The sequence below is a fragment of the Mesorhizobium montanum genome (genome assembly GCF_033977145.1).
Taxonomy (GTDB): domain Bacteria; phylum Pseudomonadota; class Alphaproteobacteria; order Rhizobiales; family Rhizobiaceae; genus Mesorhizobium; species Mesorhizobium montanum.
Genome location: NZ_JAVIJF010000004.1, coordinates 212630 through 236339, shown reverse-complemented (window position 1 = coordinate 236339; position 23710 = coordinate 212630). Strand labels below are relative to the sequence as shown.

The 23710-nt window shown below is 63.3% G+C and carries 24 protein-coding genes; 18 read left to right on the top strand and 6 right to left on the bottom strand.

Features of this window, described 5'->3' with window-relative positions; translation table 11 throughout:
- Positions 1–36: 36 nt before the first annotated feature.
- The 3 genes from RFM68_RS07370 to RFM68_RS07360 are packed head-to-tail and all read left to right on the top strand — an operon-like array spanning position 37 to position 3903.
- Entirely contained in the window at positions 37–990 is a 954-nt protein-coding gene (locus tag RFM68_RS07370; RefSeq protein ID WP_320232159.1) for an ABC transporter permease, read from the top strand.
- Positions 987–1877 (top strand): ABC transporter permease, encoded by an 891-nt coding sequence (locus RFM68_RS07365; RefSeq protein WP_320232046.1) that lies wholly within the window; start codon positions 987–989, stop codon positions 1875–1877. Before RFM68_RS07370 ends, RFM68_RS07365 begins: the two co-directional genes overlap by 4 nt.
- Positions 1870–3903: an ABC transporter ATP-binding protein gene (locus RFM68_RS07360; protein WP_320232045.1), complete on the top strand. Its 2034-nt coding sequence runs from the start codon at positions 1870–1872 to the stop codon at positions 3901–3903. The genes RFM68_RS07365 and RFM68_RS07360 overlap by 8 nt, the downstream gene beginning before the upstream one ends.
- A 6-nt stretch (positions 3904–3909) precedes the next feature.
- On the opposite strand, the gene RFM68_RS07355 is transcribed toward RFM68_RS07360, so the two are convergent.
- Positions 3910–4818, bottom strand: coding sequence for a LysR family transcriptional regulator (locus tag RFM68_RS07355; RefSeq protein ID WP_320232044.1), 909 nt, complete (start codon positions 4816–4818; stop codon positions 3910–3912).
- A 127-nt stretch (positions 4819–4945) separates the two neighbouring features.
- Between RFM68_RS07355 and RFM68_RS07350 the strand changes: the two genes are divergently transcribed.
- The 4 genes from RFM68_RS07350 (at position 4946) to RFM68_RS07335 (ending at position 9108) form a co-directional block, all read left to right on the top strand.
- On the top strand, positions 4946–6601 hold the full coding sequence (locus tag RFM68_RS07350) for an ABC transporter substrate-binding protein (protein WP_320232043.1): 1656 nt from the start codon (positions 4946–4948) through the stop codon (positions 6599–6601).
- Positions 6602–6809: 208 nt separating this feature from the next.
- Positions 6810–7607, top strand: a complete 798-nt coding sequence (locus tag RFM68_RS07345; protein WP_320232042.1) for a DUF427 domain-containing protein — start codon at positions 6810–6812, stop codon at positions 7605–7607.
- Positions 7608–7704: 97 nt separating this feature from the next.
- On the top strand, positions 7705–8286 hold the full coding sequence (locus RFM68_RS07340) for a hypothetical protein (RefSeq protein ID WP_320232041.1): 582 nt from the start codon (positions 7705–7707) through the stop codon (positions 8284–8286).
- Positions 8287–8343: 57 nt separating this feature from the next.
- A complete protein-coding gene (locus RFM68_RS07335; protein WP_320232040.1) occupies positions 8344–9108 on the top strand; it encodes an SDR family oxidoreductase in 765 nt (254 codons plus the stop codon).
- Between the two features lie 76 nt (positions 9109–9184).
- Here the strand turns inward: RFM68_RS07335 and RFM68_RS07330 are convergent, their stop codons facing one another.
- Positions 9185–10543 carry a trimethylamine monooxygenase gene (locus RFM68_RS07330; RefSeq protein ID WP_320232039.1) on the bottom strand — a complete coding sequence of 453 codons (1359 nt, stop codon included), beginning with the start codon at positions 10541–10543 and terminating at the stop codon, positions 9185–9187.
- Between the two features lie 257 nt (positions 10544–10800).
- Here RFM68_RS07330 and RFM68_RS07325 point away from each other — a divergent pair, with 257 nt between their 5' ends.
- Positions 10801–11523 (top strand): helix-turn-helix domain-containing protein, encoded by a 723-nt coding sequence (locus RFM68_RS07325; protein ID WP_320232038.1) that lies wholly within the window; start codon positions 10801–10803, stop codon positions 11521–11523.
- 336 nt (positions 11524–11859) lie between these two features.
- Here the strand turns inward: RFM68_RS07325 and RFM68_RS07320 are convergent, their stop codons facing one another.
- Genes RFM68_RS07320 through RFM68_RS07305 form a run of 4 tightly spaced genes read right to left on the bottom strand, consistent with a single transcriptional unit; the run spans position 11860 to position 15642 of the window.
- Positions 11860–12900 carry a heme-dependent oxidative N-demethylase family protein gene (locus RFM68_RS07320; protein WP_320232037.1) on the bottom strand — a complete coding sequence of 347 codons (1041 nt, stop codon included), beginning with the start codon at positions 12898–12900 and terminating at the stop codon, positions 11860–11862.
- Positions 12901–12909: 9 nt separating this feature from the next.
- Positions 12910–13875 (bottom strand): PDR/VanB family oxidoreductase, encoded by a 966-nt coding sequence (locus RFM68_RS07315; protein ID WP_320232036.1) that lies wholly within the window; start codon positions 13873–13875, stop codon positions 12910–12912.
- Positions 13872–14468, bottom strand: a complete 597-nt coding sequence (locus tag RFM68_RS07310; protein WP_320232035.1) for a dimethylamine monooxygenase subunit DmmA family protein — start codon at positions 14466–14468, stop codon at positions 13872–13874. Before RFM68_RS07310 ends, RFM68_RS07315 begins: the two co-directional genes overlap by 4 nt.
- Positions 14469–14508: 40 nt before the next feature.
- Positions 14509–15642: an aminomethyl transferase family protein gene (locus RFM68_RS07305; RefSeq protein ID WP_320232034.1), complete on the bottom strand. Its 1134-nt coding sequence runs from the start codon at positions 15640–15642 to the stop codon at positions 14509–14511.
- 284 nt (positions 15643–15926) lie between these two features.
- On the opposite strand from RFM68_RS07305, the gene RFM68_RS07300 reads away from it, so the two are divergent.
- From RFM68_RS07300 to glnT, 10 genes are all read left to right on the top strand, one after another.
- Positions 15927–16214, top strand: coding sequence for a hypothetical protein (locus RFM68_RS07300; protein ID WP_320232033.1), 288 nt, complete (start codon positions 15927–15929; stop codon positions 16212–16214).
- An 11-nt stretch (positions 16215–16225) separates the two neighbouring features.
- Positions 16226–16603 (top strand): hypothetical protein, encoded by a 378-nt coding sequence (locus RFM68_RS07295; protein ID WP_320232032.1) that lies wholly within the window; start codon positions 16226–16228, stop codon positions 16601–16603.
- A gap of 33 nt (positions 16604–16636) precedes the next feature.
- On the top strand, positions 16637–16798 hold the full coding sequence (locus RFM68_RS07290; protein WP_320212001.1) for a hypothetical protein: 162 nt from the start codon (positions 16637–16639) through the stop codon (positions 16796–16798).
- 12 nt (positions 16799–16810) lie between these two features.
- The gene (locus RFM68_RS07285; RefSeq protein WP_320232031.1) at positions 16811–18217 is read left to right on the top strand and encodes an APC family permease; all 1407 of its coding nucleotides are present in this window, start codon (positions 16811–16813) and stop codon (positions 18215–18217) included.
- 46 nt (positions 18218–18263) lie between these two features.
- The gene (locus tag RFM68_RS07280) at positions 18264–18953 is read left to right on the top strand and encodes a hypothetical protein (protein WP_320232030.1); all 690 of its coding nucleotides are present in this window, start codon (positions 18264–18266) and stop codon (positions 18951–18953) included.
- Positions 18950–19279, top strand: coding sequence for a hypothetical protein (locus RFM68_RS07275; protein WP_320232029.1), 330 nt, complete (start codon positions 18950–18952; stop codon positions 19277–19279). The genes RFM68_RS07280 and RFM68_RS07275 overlap by 4 nt, the downstream gene beginning before the upstream one ends.
- Before the next feature lie 85 nt (positions 19280–19364).
- The gene (locus RFM68_RS07270) at positions 19365–20261 is read left to right on the top strand and encodes a class II glutamine amidotransferase (RefSeq protein WP_320232028.1); all 897 of its coding nucleotides are present in this window, start codon (positions 19365–19367) and stop codon (positions 20259–20261) included.
- A gap of 4 nt (positions 20262–20265) precedes the next feature.
- Positions 20266–20997, top strand: coding sequence for a GltB/FmdC/FwdC-like GXGXG domain-containing protein (locus tag RFM68_RS07265; protein ID WP_320232027.1), 732 nt, complete (start codon positions 20266–20268; stop codon positions 20995–20997).
- A gap of 6 nt (positions 20998–21003) precedes the next feature.
- On the top strand, positions 21004–22332 hold the full coding sequence (locus tag RFM68_RS07260) for an FMN-binding glutamate synthase family protein (RefSeq protein WP_320212007.1): 1329 nt from the start codon (positions 21004–21006) through the stop codon (positions 22330–22332).
- Positions 22333–22366: 34 nt separating this feature from the next.
- Positions 22367–23674: a type III glutamate--ammonia ligase gene (gene glnT / locus RFM68_RS07255; protein ID WP_320232026.1), complete on the top strand. Its 1308-nt coding sequence runs from the start codon at positions 22367–22369 to the stop codon at positions 23672–23674.
- Positions 23675–23710: the final 36 nt, after the last annotated feature.

Here is a 23710-nt window from a genome sequence, read left to right as displayed (position 1 = left end):
CTCCACGGAGAGCCGGCTCCAATAGGAGTATTCGCCATCCTCGCCTTCCTCGTCCGGCGCCTGGCTCTGTCGCTCGTCACGCTGTTTTTGCTCAGCGTCATGGTGTTTCTCGGCGGCCAGGTGCTGCCGGGCAATGTCGGACGAGCCATTCTCGGGCCGTTCGCCGACCAGCGCGCCGTCGATGCGCTCAATCATTCGCTCGGCGTCGACCGGCCGTTGCTCGTCCAGTACGGAAGCTGGATCTGGAACTTCCTGCATGGCGACATGGGCACGTCCTACGTCTTCCGCGCGCCGGTGGCGCCTTTCGTCATCGATGCGCTCGGCAACTCGATGAAGCTGGCGCTGGTCGCCTTCGTGCTGGTGGTGCCGATCGGCATCCTCGGCGGCGTTATTGCCGCGCTCAATTTCAACCGGCCGCTCGACCGTATCATCAGCCTTGGCGGCCTGTCGGTGACGGTGCTGCCGGAGTTCGTCACCGGGATCATCCTGATCCTGATCTTCGGGGTCTGGCTGCGCTGGCTGCCGATCGCCGCCGCCTGGCCAAAAGGCGCCGGCTTCTTCACCCAGCTCTATTACCTCATCTTGCCCTCGCTGCCGCTGTTCCTGGTGCTGTTCGGCTACATCGCGCGCATGGCGCGATCCGGCATGATCGAGGCGCTCGATTCCGACTATACGCGCACCGCCGTGCTCAAAGGCCTGCCGTGGCGCACGGTGATCTGGCGCCATGTGCTGCGCAACGCGCTGTTACCGACCATCACCGTGATCGCCACCCAGACCGGCTATCTGATCGGCGGCCTGGTCGTGATCGAGACGCTGTTCCGCTACCAGGGCATCGGCTCGCTGATCTTCACCGCCGCGCGCGGCAAGGACTTTCCGATGCTCGAGGCCGGCATTCTGACCATCGGCATCGTCTATGCGGTGGCCACACTTGTCGCCGACTTCCTCTATTCCGTGCTCAATCCGCGCATCCGGCTGGGAGCAGAGCAATGAGCGCAACAGACACGCCCGCCAGCCTGACGGCGCCCGCCTCGCCCGATGCCGCACAGCGCAGCCCCTGGGGTGAGGTGCTGCATTCGCTGCTGAGGTCCGGCACCTTCCTGACCGGGCTTTTCATCCTGCTGTTCTGGGTCGTCTGCGCGCTGTTCGGCCAGTACTTTGTCCCCTACGATCCGCTGGCGAGCGACATCATCAACGCGCTTTCGCCGCCGGCGGCCGATCACTGGTTCGGCACCGACCAGCTCGGCCGCGACGTCTTCTCGCGCGTCATCGTCGGCTCGCGCGACATCCTGACGGTGGCGCCGCTGGCGACAATCCTGGCGACCATCGCCGGAACAGCGCTCGGCCTCGTCATCGGTTATTTCCGCGGCATCGTCGACGATATCGTCAGCCGCGTCTTGGAAGCCTTCATGGCGATCCCGGTGGTGATCATCGCGCTGCTCGCCATCGTCGCGCTCGGCACCTCGAAGGTGACCGTCATCGTCGTCATCGGCTTGAGCTTCGCTCCGATCATCGCGCGCACGGTGCGCTCGGCGGTGCTGGCCGAACGCGAGCTCGACTATGTCGCCGCGGCAAAGCTGCGCCATGAGGGCGCGCTGCACACAATGTTCGTCGAGATCCTGCCCAATGTCATCCCGCCGATCCTGGTCGAGACGACGGTGCGGCTGGGCTACGCCATCTTCGCCGTGGCCACGCTCTCCTTCATGGGCTTCGGCATCCAGCCGCCGTCGCCCGACTGGGGCCTCTCGATCTCCTCCAATTACGGCATGATCGGCGGCGGCTTCTGGTGGACGGTGCTGTTCGATGCCCTGGCCATCGCCTCGCTGGTGATCGGCGTCAACCTGGTGGCCGACGGCGTGCATGGAGCATTCAATGACTGAGCCCAGGCAAGCCGCCAACGCACTCGAACTGAAGGACCTTTCGGTCGCCTATCGCGTTGGCCGCCGCAACCGCGCGGTATTGCGCAACGTCAATCTGACCATCAAGGCCGGCGAGGCCTATGGGCTGGTCGGCGAATCCGGCTGCGGCAAATCCACTGTCGCGCTATCGGTGGTGCGCTATTTGCCACGCAATGGCTCGATCACCGGCGGCTCGATCGCGCTCGACGGCCAGGATGTGATGAAGCTCGACGGCGAGGCGCTGCGGCGTGCCCGCGCCGACAGCGTGTCGATGGTTTATCAGGATCCCGGCAAGGCGCTGAACCCGTCGCTGCGCATCGGCCGCCAGTTGACCGAGATCTTCGAGCTCGCCGGCATCGCCGGGCAGGCGGCGGAAGCCAAGGCGATCGCCATGCTGAACCGTGTGCGCATCTCCGATCCAGTCAGCGTCATGCAGCGCTACCCGCACCAGCTCTCCGGCGGTATGCAGCAGCGCGTGGCGATCGCCATGGCTTTGGCCAACGACCCCTCGATGCTGATCCTCGACGAGCCGACGACCGGCCTCGACGCAACGGTGGAAGCCGAGGTGCTCGACCTGATCGGGCAGTTGAGGAGAGAGCTGTCGGCGTCGATCCTGTTCATCAGCCACAACCTCGCCGTCGTCTCCAACATGTGCGACCGCGTCGGTGTGCTCTATGCCGGCATGCTGGTCGAGGAAGGCTCAACCAAGGACGTGTTCAACGATCCGCGCCATCCGTATACGGTGGCGCTGCTGCGCTGCCTGCCGCGCGGCGGCCAGCGCAAGGACCAGGGCCGGCTCGACACCATTCCCGGCTTCCTGCCCGGCATCGGCGCTACAATCGTCGGCTGCGCCTTCGCCGACCGATGCGCGCTGGCGACCGAACGCTGCCGCGCAGAGCCGCCGCCGCTCTATGAGCTCGGCGACGGCCGACTGTCGCGCTGCCACTACCACGACACGGCGCAGTCGCTGCCGCGCGCCACACCCGCCGACATTCCCGCCGCAGCGCCCAGGCAGGCGCCGCCGGTGCTGCAGGTCGAAGGGCTGAACAAGACCTATGGCAGCCATGGCCATCCGCTGCGGGCGGTCAAGGACGTCTCGGTCAGCCTGAGGCCCGGCGAGACGCTCGGCCTTGTCGGCGAATCCGGCAGCGGCAAGACGACCTTCGCGAGACTGCTGCTTGGCCTCGTCCCCCCGGACGAAGGCGGCAGCATCGAGCTCGAAGGCGAGAAGCTCGCACCACGGCTTGCCAACCGCTCGGAGGACCAGGTCAAGGCGGTGCAGATCGTCTTCCAGAATCCGGACTCCGCGCTCAACCGCTCGCATTCGATCCGGCATATCCTGAGCCGCGCCTTGAAGCGGCTGGGCGGGCTCACCGGCAAGACGCTGGACACGCGGCTGGAAGAGCTCGTCCGCTCGGTGCGGCTCACCGACCGGCATCTGGCGGTCAAGCCGCGCCAGCTGTCGGGCGGCCTGAAGCAGCGCGTGGCGATCGCCCGCGCCTTCGCCGGCGATCCGCGCATCGTCGTCTGCGACGAGCCGACCTCGGCGCTGGACGTATCGGTGCAGGCGGCGATCCTCAACCTTCTGGCCGACCTGCAGACGAAGCAGGATGTCAGCTACATCTTCATCTCGCATGACCTCGGCGTGGTGCGCTATCTCTCCGACAAGATCGCAGTGCTCTATCTCGGCCGCATCATGGAGTTCGGGCCGTCGGAAGCGGTCTTTTCCGGCCCGCATCATCCCTATACCGAAGCGCTGCTGTCGGCGGTGCCCAAGCTCGAACGGACGGAGAGCTCGCGCATCCGCCTCGATGGCGAAATCCCAAGTGCCGCCAACCCGCCGACGGGCTGCGTCTTCCACACGCGCTGCCCGCGCAAGATCGGCGCCATCTGCGAGACGCAGGAGCCGGAGCTGACCGAGGCCCAGCCGGGCCATACGATCCGATGCCACATCCCCTATGCGGAACTGGCAAGGCTGCAGAGGCCAAGGACCGTGGAGCCGGCGTAGCGGCAATCAAGGCACGGGCGCATCCGCCATGCCGAGGGCGCGATCCCCCTCGGCAAAGCCGCTTGCATCCGACCAGTCCCCGACCAACATGCGGAGACCCTTCAGTGCAATGTCGAGAGCATCGGACGAGGCCGGGTTGGCGGGATAGGCGAGATAGATCGGGCGCTGGAACACGGGCGTGCCCCCGACGCGCTTCAGCTCGCCGCGCTCGATATGTGCGCTCACCGCGCTGAGCGGCAAATAGGCGGCCGCCTTCTGCGACAGGACGTGCTGCAGCCCGATGAACACCAGCCCGGCCGAGATGGCGGGCTTCACGACGCCGGCAAAGGCACGGTCGTGCTCGATGCGGAACTCCAGTCCCCAATCCATCAGGATGTAATTGTCGGTCCATGATCCGGGCTGCTCGGCATGCTGGACGAGAACCACCTGGTCGACGGCTAAAGTTTCATAGACGATGCCCGGATGCGGCTTGGGCAGATAGAGGATGCAGATGTCGAGCAGGCCCTCGGCTATCTGGTCGACCGCCAGATCCGGGAAACTGCCTTCAAGCCGCAGCGCCACATTCGGCCGCCTCGCCCGCATCCAGCTGATCCAGGGCGAGGTTATGCTGTCCCAAAGATAGGCGGGCGCGGTCAGCCTGAGCAGCGTCTCATAGCCATCGGGAACGGCGATGTCCTGCCGAGATTGCTCCCAGGTGCGGGTGATCGTCGAGGCATGCGGCAGGAACTGCCGGCCGGCCGGGGTGAGCGAGACGCCGTCGCTGTCGCGGACGAAAAGCTTGCGGCCCAACTGCTCCTCGAGGCCGCGAATGCGGGCGCTGACGGTCGACTGGGCAAGGTTCAGGCGACTGGCCGCGACGGTGAAGCTGCCATGCGTAGCGACCTCCAGGAAGCTGCGCAGATTCTCGGTGTCCATGGCTTCCGACCTTTCGCTGGATGGCCATCGAAAATTCCGATGGCTGTAATCAAAAAATATCGCTTTGCGGCCGCGGTCAACAGTGACCTAAATGGCGGCATATCCAAAAGAAGCGAGGAATGCAGCCATGCCGAAGCATTTCAGAACGATCGACGCCGCTCGCAAGCAACTCAGCGCAATCGAAAATTCCGCTATCGATGAATTGCTCGCCGGCAGGATCGGCAGGCGCGAATTCCTGCGCCACGGCAGCGTGCTCGGCCTGTCGCTGCCCTTCCTCGGCGGCATCGCCTCGGCTGTCGGCCTCGGCGCTCCCGAGGCCCGCGCGGAAGGCAAGCCGGGCGGCACGGTGCGCGCCGGCATCGCGGTGCCCGGCGGCGCCATCGATCCCGTCACCTACTATGACAGCGGCAGCTACCAGCTCGTCTTCCAGACGGCCGAATTCCTGTGCGTCACTAAGCCGGACCTGACACTGAAGCCGGTGCTGGCCGAGAGCTGGTCGCCCAACGCCGACGGCAGCGTCTGGACCTTCAAGCTGCGCAAGGGCGTGAAATTCCACAATGGCGAAGACTTCAAGGCCGACGACGTCGTGACGACCTTCGATCGCCTTGCCGATCCGAGCGGCACGTCCAACGCGCTGTCGGTGTTCAAGGGACTGCTGTCGAAGGGCGGCACGCGCAAGGTCGACGACCACACCGTCGAATTCCATCTCGACGCGCCGAACGGCAGCTTCCCCTATTCGGTGTCGATCGACAATTACAACGCCGTCATCCTGCCGGCGAGCTACAAGAGCGACTACGAGAAGACTTTCGAAGGCACCGGTCCGTTCCGGCTCGAAAGCTATACGCCCAAGGTCGGCGCCAGCTTCGTGCGCAACCCGGACTATTGGGGTGAGAAGGCGCTGCCCGACCGGCTCGAGTTCAAGTTCTATGGCGATGTGCAGCCGCGTATCCTTGCGCTTCAGGCGGGCGAGGTCGATGTGCTCGACGCCATCCCGCTCGACGTCAGCCAGGTGGTGCTCGGCAACCCCGACATCACGGTGCTGCGCGTCGCCTCGACCGCGCATCGCCAACTCCACATGCGCTGCGACATGGCGCCCTTCACCGACAAGCGCGTGCGCCAGGCGCTGGCATTGTGCATCGACCGCTCCAAGCTGGTCGACGGTCTCTGCCGCGGCATGGCGGCCACCGGCAATGACAGCCCGTTCGCGCCGGCCTTCCCCGTCACCGATAAGTCGGTGGCGCAGCGCACGCAGGACATCGCCAAGGCCAAGAAGCTGATGGAAGCGGCGGGCCTTGCCAACGGCTTCGACATGACGCTGACGACGCTGCGCTATTCCGACATTCCCGGTTATGCGCAGCTCTTTCAGAACTTCGCAAAGGAGATCGGCGCCCGCATCTCGCTCAACATCGAGGACCAGGACAAATATTACGGCAAGGCCGTGTTCGGACAATCGGACTGGCTGGACAGCCCGCTCGGCATCACCGACTACGCGCATCGCAGCGTGCCGAACGTGTTCCTGAAAAGCCCGCTGGTCAGCGACGGTCCGTGGAACGCGGCGCATTTCAAGAACCCGACCTATGACGGGCTGGTCGCCAGCTACCTGAAGGCGCTCGACCTCGACTCCCAGCGCAAGACCGCTTCCGACATCCAGAAGCTGCTGCTCGACGAGACGCCGGTGATCTTCAGCTATTTCCCGGACCTTCTGGTGCCGGTGCGCAAAAATGTCAGCGGCGTGCCGCCGATCGCCGCCGGCCTGCTGCTCGATCGCGTGTCGGTGGTCTGATGACCATGGCTGCGCGAAAGAACCCGAGCGGACGATTTCAGGTCGGGCCGACCTGAAATCGTCCGCCTCTAAAATCAAAGAGATAGAGCATGATGTCGTCCGAAAACCGCTTCACACTTTTCGGCATCATGCTCTAGCCGCAAACGACGAGAAGAGGACGACGACTATTCGCAAGCCCCATCTGCGCGGCCGCGGGCCGCATTTCCCGGTGCTCGACACTATCGTGCAATATGAGTTCGAGCCGGGCTATGTCGCCTTCACCATGCCCTCGCCCAAGCGGCTGCGTGTGCAAATCGGGCCGATGATCGTGGCCGACACCACCAGGGCGCTGGTGTTCCAGGAGAGCGATCATCTGCCGGTCTATTACTTCCCGGTGAGCGACGTGCGCGAGGAATTCCTACTGCCTAGCCGGACGACCACGGAGGATCCGTTCAAGGGCGCTGCCACGCATTATTCGCTGAACACCGGCATCACGCTGGTCGAGGACGGCGCCTGGCGCTACCTCGATCCGGTCAAGGGCTGTCCGCCGATCGCGGACTACATCTCCTTCTATTGGCCGAAGATGACGCATTGGTATGAGGAGGACGAAGAGATCTTCGTGCATGCCCGCGATCCGTTCCGCCGCGTCGACTGCCTGCCCTCGTCGCGGCGCGTGCAGGTCATCCTCGACGGCGAGCAGGTGGCCGATTCGCGGCGCGGCGTGTTCTTGTTCGAGACTGGACATCCGGTGCGCCACTATCTGCCGATCTCGGACACGCGGCTCGATATGTTTGCGCCCAGCCGCTACATCTCGCGCTGCCCCTACAAGGGCATCTCCAACTATTACCACGTGACGACACCCAAGAAGCGGCACGAGAACCTGGTCTGGTACTATCCGGAGCCGGTGCACGAGGCCGAGCGCATCAAAGGCCTGGTCTGCTTCCACCACGAGCTGGTCGACAAGATCCTGGTCGACGGGGTGGAAACCCCGAAGGAAGCGACGGCGGCGTCGGACGGCTATTTCTGAGCCTTCAGGCTAGCCTGGCCAAGACCTGATTCAAGCCTTTCGCGTTTGCGTCCGTCCGCGGCGGTGCTAGGTTGCGCCACGCGGCGGATATCTGCTTATGAGGACAGCATTCCATCATGCGGCTTGGCCCTTTCTTGTCGCCCTGGCAGCGACGCCGATGCCGGTGCTTGCCGAAAATGCTCCAGCCTTCGAGCTGAAGCTCGACATCGATCAGGACGGCAAGACCGACCGGGCGGTCGTCCTGCAGGAGCTCGGCGAGCCCGCCGATCTCTACATCTATCTGGACGAGGAGAAGCCCGATCCCGCGCACCGGCCGGATTTCGTCAGGAAAGGGCTGACCGAAGACCGGATCATCGATCTCGAGAGCAAAGGCAAGGGATCGCTGTTGGTCACGTCCTGCTTCGGCTGCGGCGCCAGCAAATCGACGGAAGAGACACTGACGATCGTCCATCGCAATGGCAAGTTCCTGGTCGGCGGCTATAGCCGCAACTGGGACTGGAACCGGCAGACGTCGAGCGGCGTCGAGACGACGCTCGGCGATTGCGACATCAACTATCTCACCGGCAAGGGCACCGTCTCCAAGGATCTGGAGAAGGGCAAACCCGTCAAGGGCAAGTTCGAACCAGTGCCGCTGAAGGACTGGTCCTCAGAAATGCGCCCGAAAGCCTGTGATTTCTGAGGAGGTTGATCGAAAGACGACATAGCGAATACTCTCACTGCACGGGGAGGGCTAGCAATGGATCTTTTCAAACTGAATGGTGACGTCGCGCTGGTCACCGGCGCCGGCAGCGGCATCGGCCAGGCTATAGCAATCGGGTTGGCCGAAGCAGGTGCCGACGTCGCTTGTTTCGGCCATGCGTCCAGGGGCGGGCTTGAAGAGACCGCTCATAGGATCACGGCACTTGGCCGCAAAGCGTTGGTGCTGACCGGCACCGTGACTTCCGAAAGCGACATCGCAGCGGCGATCGAGAGCGTTGAGGCTGAACTCGGTGCGCTGACGGTCGCCGTCAACAATGCCGGCATCGCCGGCTCGGAAGCGGCTGAGACCATGTCACTGGAGAAATGGCGCAAGGTGCACGAGGTCAATGTAGCAGGCGTATTTTTGTCCTGTCAGGCCGAAGCGCGTGTCATGCTGCCTCGGCGCGCCGGCTCCATCATCAACATCGCCTCCATGTCGGGCACCATCGTCAACCGGGGGCTGACGCAGGCGCATTACAACTCCTCCAAGGCCGCCGTCATCCACATGTCGAAGAGCCTCGCCATGGAGTGGGCCGATCGCGGCCTGCGCGTCAACGTCATCAGCCCAGGCTACACGCTGACGCCGATGAACAAACGGCCTGAGGTGGCGGAAGAGGTGAAGGTGTTCAAACGCGACACGCCGATGGGGCGCATGGCGGCGCCGGAGGAAATGGTCGGGCCAACGGTGTTCCTGGCCAGCCGCGCGTCGAGCTTCGTTACCGGCCTCGACCTGATCGTGGATGGCGGCTACGTCTGCTGGTAGACCGATAGGGGTGCCCGCGAGACACCCCACACGTTGCTGATTTCACGACGGGAACGTTGGCGCGAGCGCGTCGCCCCTACTCGGCCGCCACCCCCTTCACGTCGAGATAGCTCTCCATCGAATCGTCCAGCGCCTGCAGCCATGGCGTATGGTGCAGCGGCGCCATCGTGCCGGTCATCAACGAGCGGTAGGCATGGTCGCGAAAGCCCATGATGTCTTCCATCTTGTGGTGCTCCCACTCCATGAAGGTGTGGTTGACCGCCTCGACGTCGAACCCCGGATAGTCGGTCTGGTCCATCAATTCCTTGGTGTAGTCGCCCTGGAACCAGATCATCTGCTCGGCGTCCTCGAGCGTCTCCTCGCGCGCCCGCCATTTGGCGCCATGCTCGGCCATCGCCTCGGCCGACGGCAGCTTGATGCGGCCCATGATGACATCGCGCGCGTACCAGGCCTGCGCGTCGAACATGTTGAAGGTGTAGAACTGATCCTGCATGCCGATGTAGAACAGCTTCGGATTCTTCTCCCAGACGACGCCTTCATAAAGATCGAGCGGCCACATGCGGTTGGCGGTCTTGAGCTTGAGATCGTCGGTGAGGAAGGGGAAGGAATGCAGGTAGCCGGTGCACAGGATGATGGCGTCGACATCCTTGGTGGTGCCATCCTTGAAATGCGCCGTCTTGCCGACGACCTTCTGCAGCAGCGGCACTTCCTCCCAGTTCTCCGGCCATTTGAAGCCCATCGGCTTGGAGCGGTAGCTGGAGGTGATCGATTTCGCGCCGTATTTGTAGCATTGCGAGCCTATGTCCTCGGCTGAGTAGGAACGGCCGATGATCAATATGTCCTTGCCCTTGAATTCCATCGCATCGCGGAAATCGTGGCTGTGCAGGATGCGGCCGTTGAAGGTGGCAAAACCTTCGAAGAAAGGCACGTTCGGCACCGAGAAGTGGCCTGAAGCGACGACGACATCGTCGAACTCTTCCGAGTAGGTCACGTCGTTGGTGCGGTCATGCGCGGTGACGGTGAATTTCTTCGTCTGGTCGGAATAGGTCACCATGCGCACCGGGCTGTTGAAACGCACCCATTCGCGCAAGCCCGATTTCTCGACGCGGCCCTTGATGTAATCCCACAGCACGGCGCGCGGCGGATAGGAGGCGATCGGCCGACCGAAATGCTCCTCGAACGTGTAGTCGGCGAATTCGAGGCACTCCTTCGGGCCGTTCGACCACAGATAGCGGTACATCGAGCCGTGCACCGGATCGCCATGCTCGTCGAGGCCGGTTCGCCAGGTGTAGTTCCACAGGCCGCCCCAGTCGCCTTGCTTTTCGAAGCAGACGATTTCCGGGATCTCGGCGCCCTTGTCGGCTGCTGACTTGAAGGCCCTTAGCTGCGCCAGACCGGACGGTCCGGCGCCGATGACGGCAACACGAGATTTCATTGCGGTCCTCCTCTTTTTGATTTCCCCGACGAAACAAATTTCACTGACAGTGACAGTAATTGGGTCTCCGGTGCTGTCAACAAACATCTGCGGCAACGGCGTTTGCGCGAAATGGTTTTTGTGCGCAAAGCGGCCGCAGTCGCGTCCGGGCCGGCGACGCTGCGGCATCCGGTGGCTTGTCGTTGTGGTTGCACTCCGGTATCGACACCGAATATGTTCACCTTGAGTGAAATAAATCCGCGGACATCGGGGGCGAGATGGCGAACAAGACTTCTAATACCAGGCCCACCGATGCGGTAGCCAAAGGCAACGCGCCGCCAACGCGCGTTTCGGCCGACGGGCGCACGATCCGCACGCCGCTGACGCAAAATCCGCACGCCATCCGCGACACGCGCGAGAAGGTGCTCGAAGTGGCGATCGGCCATGAGGTGCGGGCGTTCCGCAAGAAGCTCGGAATCACCGTCGCCGATCTCGCCGCCGCCACCGACATCTCGCTCGGCATGCTGTCGAAGATCGAAAACGGCATCACCTCGCCGTCGCTGACGACGCTGCAGGCGCTGTCAAGGGCGCTGGGTGTTCCGGTGACCGCCTTCTTCCGGCGTTTCGAGGAAGAGCACAGCGCCGTCTTCGTCAAGGCAGGCCAAGGCGTGGACGTCGAGCGGCGCGGCACGCGCGCCGGCCATCAGTACAATCTGCTGGGACATATCGGCGCAAATACCAGCGGCGTCGTCGTCGAGCCCTATCTCATCACGCTGACCGAGAATTCAGACGTGTTCCCGACCTTCCAGCATGCGGGCATGGAGTTCCTCTACATGCTCGAAGGCGAGGTCGTTTACCGGCACGGCAACAATCTCTATCCGATGAAGCCGGGCGACAGCCTGTTCTTCGACGCCGACGCGCCGCATGGACCGGAAGAGCTGACGCAACTGCCGATGCGCTACCTGTCGATCATCTGCTATCCGCAAAACAGCGCTGGGTGACTGGCTAATCTTCCCCCTTGTGGGCGAGATGTCCGGCAGGACAGAGGGGGGCGCTGTCCCGCTGACATGTCAGTGCTTGGATCGGCCCGTCCCAGCGCTTCGTCATCCTCGGGCTTGACCCGAGGATCCATGCCGAGACCTTCACCGAAAGGTGCAACGGAGCAGAATTCTGTAACCGTTGCAACGCCTTAGCGTCACGGCATGGATCCTAGGGTCTGCGCGCGTCGCTTCGCTCCTTGCTTCGCCCTAGGATGACGACCTCAATCGTTTGCGTTCCTTCGCGCCCCCCTCTGCTCTGCCGGGCATCTCCCCCACAAGGGGGGAGATTGGCAGCTTCTAGTCCGGCCCGAAACCCGGACTTGTCGGGCTGCCGTCGTCGAGCTTCGACAGCCATTCGACCAGCGTCGGACGGTAGCGGGTCAGGCCCTTGTAGGTGGCGAGTTCCTCCGGCAGGTCGCGGATGACGCGATGCAGGCGCCGTGCCCATTTCGGCTGCGTGACCAGCTCGTCCATCTTGATCAGATAGCAGCGGATCGGGAAGACGATGCCGTTGGAGCGCGGCAGCCGCCAGAAGCTTTGCAATTCGACTCGCAGATGCACCTTGTCGCCGACATTTTCAGGCGTGACGGTGGCGCGGTCCGGACCCCATTTGTGATAATTCTCAGGGCTGGTGTCGAGGCGTGGATTGACGGTCATCGTCCAGTTCAAGCGCCTTGCCGGCTTGCCCTGCTGGATATTGGTGAGAAATTTCAGCGCGCGGATGAAAATCCCCTTCTCATGCGCCAGCGGCACCGGCGCGTGCCATTCGAAGAAATTCATGCCGATGTCGAAATCGAGCGACCAGTCGGCCTGGGTGGTGACCATGCCGGCATCCATCCACAGATTGCCGTCGCGCTGGTCGAGGATGCAGAAGTCCCCCTGGCTCTGCCGGGTGATATATTCCATCGGGCCATAAGGCAGCGTCGAGGTGTCGCCGAAGGTGAAGGTGTCGTCGATACCGAGCGGCCGGTTGATCCAGCGCCAGCGATCGCCGTCGCGCGTCAGCGTGAAATGCTCGGGATAGCCGAGCGCCTGCTGCTCCATCAGAAGCTCGAGCAGATCCCAGCCTGCCAAGGTCATGTGCGGCAGCGACTGGCAGCGCAGCGGATCCTCGGCCAGCACCAGCGCGCGGTCCTGCATCTCGGCGACATAGTGCTCGTCGACGTCGATCAGGTTTTCCAGCACGCTGCCTTTCGGCCCGATGACATGCGGCTCGATGTTGACCGCATACATGTAGGCGTCTTCGTTGAACGGGAACGGAAAGCGCCTGATGTGCTCCGGACTGTTCCTGAAGGTGAAGTCGTCGCGAAACGTTTCCTTGCGAAAGGTGATGCCCATGCTCGCCTCCTATCTTTCCAAGACCAGCGACCTGCCCTCGAAGCGCGAGACACAAGGCATGATCTTGCAGCCGGAACGGTGGTCTTCCTCGCTCAGCCAATGGTCGTTGTGGATGAACTTGCCGTCGGAGGAGATCACATTGGTCTCGCACTGGCCGCAGACGCCGCCGCGGCACAGATAGGGCGGGTCGACGCCGGCGGCTTCGATGGCTTCGAGCAGGCTCTGCTGCCCGCCGACATGGATCGTCTTGCCGCTGACGGCCAAAGTCACGTCGAACGGCGCGCCGGGCTGCGGGGCCGCGAAATGCTCGAAGTGCACGGTTTCCGGCGGCCAGCCGAGGCTTGCTGCGCGATCGCGCACCCAGTTGATCATGCCGGCCGGCCCGCAGACATAGAGATGCGTGCCGAGCGGCTGCGAGGACAAGAGCCGCTCGAGCTCGATGCGCTCCTCGCGGTCGTCGTGATAGAGCCTGACCCGGTTGCCGTAGCGCGCTCGCAGCACGTCGGCATAGGTGCCGAGCGAGGCGGTGCGGCAGGTGTAGTGCAATTCGAAATTGCCGCCGGCGCCGGCGAGTTGCGCGGTCTGCGCCATGAAGGGCGTGATGCCGATGCCGCCGGCCAGCATCAGATGCTTTTTCGCTCTCAGATCGAGGGAGAACAGGTTGACCGGGTAGCTGATCACCATCTCCGCGCCCGGCTTGACTTGCCGGTGCATGAAGAGCGAGCCGCCGCGGCCGACATCGTCGCGCCGGATGGAAATCGTGTATTCGCGCGTGTCGAGCGGCGAGCCCATCAGCGAATAGGGATTGAGCCTGGTGCGGTCGCCGTCGCGCATCTCGACCACGACATGGGCACCGCCGGAAAAGGTCGGCAACAACTCGCCGTCGCGGCGGCGGAAGTGGAAGCGGGTGACCAGGTCGTTGACCGGAACGACGTCGCTGACGACGACATCGAGCTTGGTGGTGCCGGTGCTCATGGGAAGGCCTCCTCTATCGGAGGAATTTCCGAGCGATCCTCGGCGTTGATGCACACACCCTGGAAAGCGGCCAGCCGGCGCGAATAGTGATCACGCACCAGAAGCAGCAAGCCGCAATGCGCGCAGGTGGCAGGCTGCGTCGTCACATTCTCGGTGATGCCCTTGCAGTGCACGCATTGCATGCGCCGCGCCAGCGAGCCGCGATGCTCGGTCTGCATCGAGGTGTGGTCGATGCCGGCTTCGAGCGCCGCCTGCATGGCCTGGCCGATCAGGCCCTCGGTGCCGGCAAGATAGAGGCGCAGCCCCATATGGGCGTTGGTCAGCGTCTGCCTCAGCCGCGGCAAGAGGCTCGCAAAGGACGGAGCGATGTGGAGCTGCGCCGGGTTCAACGCCTCGAGTGCATCGATATGCCTGCCCTGCGAGTCCGGAATGAAGACGATTTCGGCTCCATCGAAAAAGCCGGGCGGAGCCTTGCCGGCCATGTCCGTTATCGCGAGCGCGCCTTCGGCGTCGGCGATGAAAAGATGATGCCTGCCGGGCTGCGGTGAGAGCGTTCCGTAAATAGGCCGGCTGATGATCGTCTTGGCTGCCATTATACCTTCGTACCTCGAAATCCCTCCCCGTGATGATGCCTCAGCCCTTTGCCGTGCGCTTGGTCTTCTTGGGATCGTCGAATGGAAGCGGTTGCGCCGCGGCCTTGATGGACCCGCTCTTGTTGCGGATCTCGAGCTTGGTGTCCTTGACGGCGCAGTCGACGTCGAGACGGGCGATGCCCATCGATTTCTCGACCAGCGGCGAATACATGGCGCAGGTCACCACGCCGACCTTTTTGCCGTCGCGGTAGACGGGTGCCCCTTCGTCGGCCGGTTCCTTGCCGTCGAGCAGAACGCCGTAGATCTTGAAGCGCTCCTTGCCCTTCAGCCGGTAATGCTCCTCGGCGCCGCGGAAGCCGGTCTTGCCGGGGCTGACGGTGAAGTCGAGGCCGAGTTCCCATAGCGTGTCACCGGGGCCTTCATTCTCGAACGGATATTTCTGCGAATTGTCGTACGGGTAGAAGAGCAGGTAGCTCTCGACGCGCAGCATGTCGAGCGTGGTGAAGCGGCACGGGATGATGCCCGCGCTCTTGCCGTCGTCGAGGATCCTGTCCCAGATCGTGCCGGCGTCCTGGCCGCGGCAAAAAATCTCGTAGCCGCGCTCGCCGGTGTAGCCGGTGCGCGAGATCATCACCGGGAAGCCGAAGAGTTGCGTCTGCATATGGTGGAAGTAGTTCAGGTCGCGGATGCCAGGCACGTGCTTGGCCAGATAGTCGACGGCGGCCGGCCCCTGCAGCGAAAGGTCGTGCAGATTGTCGTCGAAACGCAGCGACACATCACGCCCAACTGAAGCACGCTGCAGCTCCTCATGGCCGGTGCCGGAGCCGTGCACGACCATCCATGCGTTCGGGCCGGTGCGGTAGAGGATGCAATCATCGGTGAATTTTCCGGCCTCGTTCAGCATGCAGGCATAGGCCGACTTGCCGGGATAGATTTTTTCCACGTCGCGCGTCGTGGCGAGGTCGATCAAATGCGAGGCGTGCGGCCCGGTGATGTGGACCTTCTTCAGGCCGGAGACATCCATCAGCCCGGCCTTGGTGCGGATCGCGACATATTCCTCGTCGGCATCCTTGTCGTAGGTCCAGGCGGTGCCCATGCCGCTCCAGTCCTCGAGTTTCGAGCCGAGCGCGCGATGGCGATCCGCCAGGGTCGAGAATCTCCAGGATGCCGTCATCCGATCGTCCTCCATGCGATTTAAGTCGTTGCTGTTCCCTGCTCCTGCTTGGCGGCGGAGCTTGGTCGAATATTGACCGCAAACGGCGAAGCCCTGCAATCCCCTTGAAGCAAAAAATTTCATTGTCAGGCAAATTTCTTGACCTGGAATAAGTGGTTTGCAAAGCATAAATCCGGCTTGACAATTCCGGAATTCGAGCGGAACTTATGAAAAAAATTTCACTCTCTTGAAAGAGTGGACGCTCGGTCGATTTCGGGCCGGACGTCGCCAGAAGGGGAAAACCGATGTCCGACCTGCAGCAGCGCATCGAAGCGCTGTACCGTTCCGACGTGCGCGGATCCGTGCTCCTGATCGTCTGCCTGTGGGCAACGATCCTCTTCGTCCTCCTGATGACATGGCCATACATCCCGGACGGCGGGATCAAGGTCGTGGTGGCGGTTGCAGCCGCCGCGGTGCTGATCTTCAACACCGCGGCGATCCTCGCCATGCTCAACCACTACAAGGAAGACAAGGACTTCATCTACGGGCTCGACATCAAGAACGCCGACGCTGCCCGCAACCGTCAATCCTGAAGGGAGAAACCATGGCTCGCTATATCCCGCCGGAGCAGAGCAAGGCAGGACAGGTCTTCGACATCGCGGTCGTGGTGGTCGCAATTTTCGTGGCGCTCTGGCTGCCGCTGAAGCTCGGCTTCGCCGGGGCGGCGAAGTCGATCGACCCGCTCGACGCCAAGACCTGGGACGCGCTCGGCCAGAATGCGACCATGGCCTCGATCTGGGAGAAGCTGGGCTACACGCCGGAGACGGCGCACGACATCATCCAGAACCGCTTCCACTACATCATCGACTGGCCGACGCTGATCATCATGGCGATCGTGCTGATCGCCTATTTCGTCTTTCTGTTCCGCGCCTCCGATCGCGAATATCGCGAGGTCATCAACGAGAAGTTCGACGACAAATAGACACTTGAAGACAAGTAGTTCGGGGAAAACACAATGTGGATGGGACTGTCTTACGTTTGCTGGGGCATCTCGGTCGTGCTTGCGCTGTGGATGCTCTACGACTGGTTCAAGGTGGACACGACCTATTCCGAGGCCGTGCTGACCTCTTCGCGCGAAGGCGAGCTTGAAGCTGTTTCCGAAAAGCACCGGATCTGAGTGGGGACTGACATGACGGCTGCGGTTGAAACGGCACAAACGACGACAATCCACGGCGACAGGGTTTCGCTGCTTCGGGTCCTCGGCCCCGCCCATGTGTGGGCGCTCGGCGTCGGCATCGTGCTAGTCGGCGAATTCACCGGCTGGAATTTCTCCGCCGACAAGGGCGGCGCGCTCGCCGCGCTGATCGTCTGCTGGGTCGTCGGCCTGCTCTACACTTCGGTCGCCATGATCGACTCAGAGGTGACGTCCACCGTCGCCGCCGCCGGCGGCCAGTATGCACAGGCCAAGCACATCGTCGGCCCGCTGATGGCCTTCAATGTCGCGCTGTTCCTGGTGTTTGCCTACACCATGCTCGAAGTGTCGGATGCGATCCTGCTCGGCGATACGATCGTCGCCAAGGCCGGCGTCGAAGGGCTGACGCATAATTCCTTCATCGCAGCCACCATTGTCGTGCTCGCCTGGCTCAACTATCGCGGCGTGCTGATGACGCTCAACGTCAACTTCGTCATCACCGCGATCGCCTATGTCTCGATCGTCATCTTGTTCTTCTCGGTCAGCCCGTGGACGCAAGGCGTGGTGCTGAAGCTCAACGAACTGGTCACCCCCGGCAATGCGCTGCCCTATGGCTGGATCGGCGTGATCGCCGCCTTCCAGTTCGGCATCTGGTACTATCTCGGCATCGAAGGCACCACCCAGGCGGCCGAGGAAGTGCGCTCGCCGGCGCGCTCCCTGCCCTACGGCACCATGGCCGGCATGATCACGCTTCTGATCGCCGCCGCCATGACCTGGTATGTCTGCGCTTCGCTGATGCCTTGGGAATATCTCGGCATCACCTATTATCCGCTGTGGGACGCCGGCAAGCTGACCGGCAGCCCGCTGCTGGAAAACCTCTTGTTCATCGCGACGCTGCTGGCAGCGCTCGCATCGGCCAATGGCTGCATCAACGATGCGGCGCGCGCCTGGTTCTCGCTCGGCCGCGATCGTTACCTGCCGAGCTGGTTCTCGGCGGTGCATCCGAAGTATCGCACGCCTTATCGTTCGATCTTGTTCCTGCTGCCGATCGCGCTGGCCTTCGCCTTCATCGCAGACCTCAACCAGGCAATCACCTTCTCGATCCTGTCGGGCGTGCTGCAATACACCTTCATGAGCATCAACATCATCATGTTCCGGAAGAAATGGCCGATCGGCTCGATCCGCCGCGGCTACACGCACCCCTTCCATCCGCTGCCGGCGATCGTTCTGTTCTGCCTGTGCATGGTGACCTTCTTCGCCATTTTCCTCGGCTTCGGCTCGCAGCTGATCGCGATGACCGTGTTCTATTTCCTGATTTCGCTATGGTTCCACTTCTACCGCTACAAGTTCGTGCGGCGCGGCGACCAGTTCTCCATGCCGTGGCCGAAGCCGCAGGGTTATTGAGTGGAGTAAAGGCCCGCCGGTTGGCGGCGGGCCGTGGCGTGTCGAAATGTCAGAGCTGACGTCAGTATTGCTTATCGGGGCGATCGCATCGGGCGTCGTCGCCCATGTCGCCTGGCTTGCGCGCGCCGGCCGCAACAGGGCGAAGACAGCCTTGGACGCCGATATGGCCAGTGTTCGCAGCGTCATTGCGGATGCCGCCGACATTTCCGATGGCACGGCCGGCGTAGTCACCTGGGCCGGTTCCTGGAACGGTCAGCGCGTTCAGGTGCGCACCATCGTCGATACGCTGGCGACGCGAAAGCTCCCGACGCGCTGGCTGAGCGTTTCGATCACCGAGTCGGTCGCGGTTCCGGGTATTTTCGACATGATGATGCGGCCGAATTCGGCGACGACATTTTCCAATTTCGACCATCTAGCGCACACGCTGCCGAAGGTGCTCGGCTTTCCAGCCGAGGCAATGCTGCGCACCGACCGCCGGGGCGTCGCCTTCCCGCAGGATCTGATCGCTTCGCATACCGACATTTTTGCCGAAAGCCGCGCCAAGGAATTGCTGGTCACGCCGAAGGGCGTGCGCATCGTCTGGCTGCTGGCCGAGGCCGAGCGCGCACGCTACGGCGTGTTCCGGCAGGCCGCGTTCGGCGAAGCCAGAATCGATCCGGCTCTGATCGAACGACTGCTCGAGGTGGCGTCGGGCCTTCGCGAAGCCATCAACCGGCGCGAAAGGCAAGCAGCATGACCGACGGAGCCGCCTCCTCCTCCCCGGCCAATCCCTATCTCGTGCTCGGCGCGGCGATCGTTCTGCCGGCAAGCGGCCATGTCATACTTGGCGTGCCGGTACGCGGCCTGCAGTTCCTGTTCTTCATGGTGATCCTTGGCTGGGTAACGACCAAGCTGGCGCCGGCCGACGCCAGCTTCATCGGTCGCCATGCCGGCGGCTTCCTGATCTATGCGCTGTCGGTGCTCGATGCCTATAGGATCGCGCGCATCCGCCATGCGATCTGGGTTCACAAGGTGCGCCCGGACGGCGATAGTGCCGAGGGCAATGCGCCGTCTAATATATAACGGCAGGAAAATTTCTTTCATACCATTGAATTAAGCAAGCTCATTCGGTACATCATCTGAGAGCCAAAAAACGTCGGAGGCTGGCATGTGCGGAATCGTCGGACTTTTCTTGAAGGACAAGGCGCTGGAGCCGAAGCTCGGCGCGATGCTGTCGGAGATGCTGGTCTCGCTCAGCGACCGCGGACCCGACAGCGCCGGCATCGCCATCTATGGCACCGCCACCGGCAATGAAGCCAAGATCACCGTGCAGTCGCCGAAGCCCGATCGCGATTTCCGCGGCCTCGACGCCGAACTCGCCAAGGCGATCGGCGCGCCGGTGAGCGTCGCCGTGAAATCGACGCATGCGGTCATCAGGACCACGCCGGACAAGGTCGACACGGCGCGCGAGGCATTGCAGTCGCTACGGCCCGACATCCGCATCATGGGCGCCGGCGAGGCGGTGGAGATCTACAAGGAAGTCGGCCTGCCTGAAGCCGTTGTCGACCGCTTCGACGTCCGCTCCATGACCGGCACGCACGGCATCGGCCACACCCGCATGGCGACGGAATCGGCGGTGACGACGATGGGCGCGCATCCGTTCTCGACCGGCGCCGACCAGTGCCTGGTGCACAACGGCTCGCTCTCCAACCACAACAATGTGCGCCGCGAACTGGTCCGCGACGGCATGACCTTCGAGACCGAAAACGACACCGAAGTGGCGGCCGCCTATCTCTCCAACCGGATGGCGCACGGCAAGAATCTCGGCGAGGCCCTGGAAGGCACGCTCTCCGATCTCGACGGCTTCTTCACCTTCGTCGTCGGCACCAAGAACGGCTTCGGCGTGGTGCGCGATCCGATCGCCTGCAAGCCGGCCGTGATGGCCGAGACCGACCAATATGTCGCCTTCGGCTCGGAATATCGCGCGCTCACCAAGCTGCCCGGCATCGACAATGCGCGGGTCTGGGAGCCGGAGCCCGCAACCGTCTATTTCTGGGAGCATTGAGCCGATGCCGGCAACCATAATGTCGAAAGCCGAGCGCGATCAGAGCCATGCGAGGGTCTTCGACCTCTCGCAACATTCGCTGCGCGAGTTGAACCAGGCGCTGCACAAGCTCACGCCCGGCTCGAACGAGACGGCTTGGGAAGTGCTCAACCCGAAGGGAAGCCACTCGGTCGCCGTCGGCGTCGACCAACCGATCGCGATCGACGTGCGCGGCAGCGTCGGCTATTACTGCGCCGGCATGAATGACGGCGCCGCGATCACCGTGCATGGCTCGGCCGGCCCCGGCGTCGGCGAGAACATGATGTCGGGCTCGATCGTCATCAAGGGCGACGCCAGTCAGTATGCCGGCGCCACCGGCCGCGGCGGGCTGCTGGTCATCGAAGGCAACGCCTCGTCGCGCTGCGGCATCTCGATGAAGGGCATCGACATCGTCGTGCACGGCAATATCGGCCACATGTCGGCCTTCATGGCGCAGTCCGGCAACCTCGTGGTGCTGGGCGATGCCGGCGATGCGCTAGGCGATTCCATCTATGAGGCGCGGCTTTTCGTGCGCGGCAAGGTGGAAAGCCTCGGCGCCGACTGCATCGCCAAGGAGATGCGGCCCGAGCATATCGAATTGCTGCAGGGCCTGCTCGACAAGGCCGGCGTCACCGGCGTCAAGGCGTCGGAGTTCAAGCGCTACGGCTCGGCGCGCACGCTCTACAATTTCAATATCGACAACGCCGACGCGTATTGAGGCAAGATGACCTACCGCAACCCGCCGACGACGCCGCGCAAATCCGCGACTTTCGACGACTACACGCTTTCCGAAATCCGCCGCGCGGCCGCGACCGGCATCTATGACATCCGCGGCGCCGGCGCCAAGCGCAAGCTGCCGCATTTCGACGACCTTCTGTTCCTTGGCGCCTCGATTTCGCGCTATCCGCTGGAAGGCTATCGCGAGCGCTGCGACACCTCGGTGGTGCTCGGCTCGCGCCATGCCAGGAAGCCGATCGAGCTGAAGATCCCGATCACCATCGCCGGCATGAGCTTCGGTTCGCTCTCCGGCCCGGCCAAGGAAGCGCTCGGGCGCGGCGCCACGCTTTCCGGCACCTCGACCACGACCGGCGACGGCGGCATGACCGAGGAGGAGCGCGGCCATTCCAAGCAACTGGTCTACCAGTACCTGCCGTCGCGCTACGGCATGAACCCGCGCGACCTGCGCCGCGCCGACGCGATCGAAGTCGTCGTCGGCCAGGGCGCCAAGCCCGGCGGCGGCGGCATGCTCTTGGGACAGAAGATTTCCGATCGCGTCGCCGAGATGCGTACGCTGCCCAAGGGCATCGACCAGCGCTCGGCCTCGCGCCACCCCGACTGGACCGGGCCGGACGATCTCGAGATCAAGATCCTCGAACTGCGCGAGATCACCGACTGGGAAAAGCCGATCTACGTCAAGGTCGGCGGCGCCCGCCCCTATTACGACACCGCGCTCGCGGTGAAGGCCGGCGCCGATGTCGTGGTGGTCGACGGCATGCAGGGCGGCACGGCGGCGACCCAGGAAGTGTTCATCGAAAATGTCGGTCAGCCGACACTTGCCTGTATCAGGCCGGCGGTGCAGGCGCTGCAGGACCTCGGCATGCACCGCAAGGTGCAGCTGATCGTCTCCGGCGGTATCCGCAACGGCGCCGATGTCGCCAAGGCGCTTGCGCTCGGGGTCGACGCGGTGTCGATCGGCACGGCGGCGCTGGTCGCGCTCGGCGACAACGATCCGCGCTGGGAAGCGGAGTATAATGCGCTCGGCAGCACAGCCGGCGCCTATGACGACTGGCACGAGGGCCGCGACCCGGCCGGCATCACCACGCAGGATCCCGAATTGATGAAGCGGGTCGACCCGATCGCGGCCGGGCGGCGGTTGGCGAACTATCTCAAGGTGATGACGCTGGAGGCGCAGACGATCGCCCGCGCCTGCGGCAAGAACAGCCTGCACAATCTCGAGCCCGAGGATCTCGTCGCGCTCTCGATCGAAGCCGCCGCCATGGCCGGTGTGCCTTTAGCCGGCACCAACTGGATACCGGGGAAGAACGGCTTCTAGGACATCAGCAAAAAACCACTGCGAGGAACTATAAATGGGGAACGATCTCGCCGCATTCGCCAAGGAGAACGGCGTCAAATATTTCATGATCTCCTACACCGACCTGTTTAGCGGCCAGCGCGCCAAGCTGGTACCGGCGCAGGCGATCGCCGACATGCAGAAGGACGGCGCGGGCTTTGCCGGTTTCGCAACCTGGCTCGATCTGACGCCGGCGCATCCCGACATGCTGGCGGTGCCGGATCCGGCTTCGGTGATCCAGCTGCCATGGAAGCCCGACGTCGCCTGGGTCGCCGCCAACTGCATCATGGACGACAAGGAGGTCGACCAGGCGCCGCGCAACACGCTCAAGCGTCTGATCGTGGAAGCCGCCCGCGACGGCATGCATGTCAAGACCGGCGTCGAGGCCGAATTCTTCCTGATCTCCCCGGACGGCACGGCCATTTCCGACCAATACGACACCGCCTCGAAGCCCTGCTACGACCAGCAGGCGGTGATGCGCCGCTACGACGTGATCGCCGAGATCTGCGACCACATGCTGGCGCTAGGCTGGGGCCCGTACCAGAACGACCATGAGGACGCCAACGGCCAGTTCGAGATGAACTGGTCCTTCGACCACGCGCTGGCGACCGCCGACAAGCACTCCTTCTTCAAGTTCATGGTCAAGTCGATCGCGGAGAAACATGGCCTGCGCGCGACCTTCATGCCGAAGCCGTTCCAGGGCCTGACCGGCAATGGCTGCCATGCCCATATCTCGGTGTGGGACGAGACCGGCAAGACCAATGTGTTTGCCGACAATTCGATGGAACTCGGCCTCTCGGCCAAGGGCCGGAACTTCCTCGGCGGCATCATGAAACATGCCTCGGCGCTTGCCGCGATCACCAATCCGACGGTGAATTCCTACAAGCGCATCAACGCGCCGCGCACCATTTCGGGCGCGACCTGGGCGCCGAATACGGTGACTTGGACCGGCAACAACCGCACCCACATGGTGCGCGTGCCGGGGCCCGGCCGCTTCGAACTGCGTCTGCCCGACGGCGCGGCCAACCCGTATTTGCTGCAGGCCGTCATCATCGCCGCCGGCCTCGACGGCATCCGCTCCAAGGCCGATCCCGGCAAGCGCTACGATATCGACATGTACCAGCTCGGCCATACCGTCACGGATGCGCCGAAACTGCCGCTCAACCTGCTCGACGCGCTGCGCGAGTTCGACCACGACAAATCGCTCAAGGCGGCGCTGGGTGAGGAATTTTCGTCGGCATACCTAAAGCTGAAGCAACAGGAATGGAATTCCTATGCTTCGCACTTCACGCAGTGGGAGCGCGACCACACGCTGGATATCTGACCCCCAACGCGTAGGGCGAGCGGCCTTGGAATGAAC